This is a genomic window from Sulfitobacter sp. 1A15258, assembly GCF_043557045.1.
GTDB lineage: Bacteria > Pseudomonadota > Alphaproteobacteria > Rhodobacterales > Rhodobacteraceae > Sulfitobacter > Sulfitobacter faviae.
In genome coordinates, this window is record NZ_JBIFFK010000040.1 from 1 (window position 1) to 2,092 (window position 2,092).

A 2,092-nucleotide genomic window follows, 5' to 3' on the forward strand; every position below is an offset into this window, starting at 1 on the left:
CGGGCCTGCGCCGACAACGAGCACATCCGTGGTATGTAAGACATCGATTTGGCGGGACGGCTCAGTGATTTGCATTTGTTGCTCCCGTAGAAGGTCGTTCAGGCTATGCGCGGTAGTTGCACGGCCTCTACTCGGATCGCAACGGCTCGGGACAAAGCAGCGCAGGAAAGCAGGCTTTTGCGCGGCCCCGCGAAGACACACTATGTCTGCACTTTTTGGCGCGACGCGGTGCATCAGCCAGAGGCCCATCAAAGCTCTGAAACCGGCCGCTCGATCTCAATGCTGTGCCCAAACTGGATGGCGTCGAGGGGTGCCCTCGTCTCCCTGATGAGCGAGAACCTTGCCGCCGGGCGCTCAGGGAGCGCCAGTTAAGCTGGAAACGATCTCTTACATTCTGGCGCCGGTGCCCCACCGTCGGAACGCCTTTGGCTCTTTGCCCCTCCCTTTTGGGCACGGTGCAACTTTTTTCAGAAAAATGCAGGATTTCATTATTGGCTCTCAAGAAACGTTCCCAGTTCATTTTTAGGCGCTGCGCGCGCCGCTCAACCTGAACCATCAAACTGGAAAGGATACACAGATGGGACTGGATATTGGTTTTTACCGCGACGGAGAAGAGGTGTTCTCTCTGCGCAATCACGATGAATTTTTTGAGGCGCTTGCGGAAGGCTCTGGCGGGGATGTCTATGAAGGCTACAGCGACTTCTACGTTACGCTCGACACTTTGGCTGTGCTCGAAGGTATGATCGAAGACGGTTTTACCGACTGTGGTCTTTCCCCAGACGAGGCTTGGGCCGACATTCCTGATGCGTTCCACGACCTGGATGCGCGAGATACGGAATGGAAAGATCTGCTGCGCTACTACCCTGCAATCGTTGCGTTTCTCGCTGAAGATATTTGTGAGAACGGCCCCCTCATCTGTGGTTGGTCCGCATGAAAAGCATCTGTGCGTGGCAACAAAGGTGCTTGCCTGATGCGATTGGTAAAAGCGCAAGTCAGTGAAATAATGCTGAAACACGCGTTAGAGCATCATCGCGTGGAACTGATGCTTCACCTCGTTGGGCCCGGTCTTGCCGTCGAATAGGCGGCTTTAGATAAACCGATGGCAGAGCTTGCTCATGCTGTCTTATGCCGGGCCTACCATTACCCGTCCAATAGGCGGCTGTAGATGGGATTGCCGGTTCGCCGGTAGGCCCATTTTATCGGCTGGCGGCAAAGTTGTATCTGCCGCTCTGGGTTTGTGTACACTGCGCGTTTTTTGTTCAATGTTCGGATAAGCGGCCCCTGTACCGGCTCCAAGGCTAAGCTAGGAAGAGATGACAAATTTCATAATCGACAAGCCGCGTATTGTTTTCATCCACTTGCCCAAAACCGGCGGCACATCGGTGCGCGACGCGCTTGGGGAGCTTGAAGGGCGGTACTTTGGTCACGTGCCAAAGCGCTTTCGAGACCGACACAGCTTGGCGGTTGTTCGCGAGCCAAAAGCTCGATTTCTGTCTGCTTTCCGGATGTTCAAGTTCGGCAATCAGTTGGAGGGGGACTATTATGCCGAGCCGCGATGGCCCGATCTGTCCATCTCGCAGGCGCTTGATGTGCTGGAAGACCCATGGATCGGCTTTGACCGCAGTCATCGAGACATCCCTTGGAACCTCAAACATCATATCATTCCCCAGACCCATCCGTTTAACTGCTTGTTCTATGCAGACACGGTCCTTCGGTTCGAAACCCTTGAACATGACTTTGAAGCGTTCTGTGCAAATTTTGGGATCGCTGCACATCTGCCGCGCCTTCGCGCGTCTCGCAGTGGCCAAAAGCATGAGGAACTGTGGCGGCCGGAGGATGAAGAGCGCTTCATGCGCCTATTTGCAGATGACTATCGCTTTTTAGGGTATAGGCCGGGCCACTCCGAGACCGCAGAACGACGATACGACTTTGAGCCTTTGAGGCCCAAAGAGGAGACGGTCTACGGCCTCTGGCCAGCTTATTTCTCGGACGAAAAGATCTTTCTAAAAGATGCCGCGCAAGCGCTGCCTGATGAGAGCTCTGTGCTTGAGCCTTTCGCCGATGAGATTATCCCGGGCTCTCCCACGGGGGC

General features: G+C 54.9%; 2 protein-coding genes. Both read left to right on the forward strand.

All coding sequences use genetic code 11. The annotated features are described in order from the left end of the window. The first annotated feature begins 577 nt into the window (after positions 1-577). Positions 578-934, forward strand: a complete 357-nt coding sequence (locus tag ACGYK9_RS19315) for a hypothetical protein (RefSeq protein ID WP_394415334.1) — start codon at positions 578-580, stop codon at positions 932-934. 379 nt (positions 935-1,313) lie between these two features. Further along, positions 1,314-2,092 (forward strand): sulfotransferase family 2 domain-containing protein (locus ACGYK9_RS19320; RefSeq protein ID WP_394415337.1); only part of this gene is annotated, 779 nt, incomplete at its 3' end.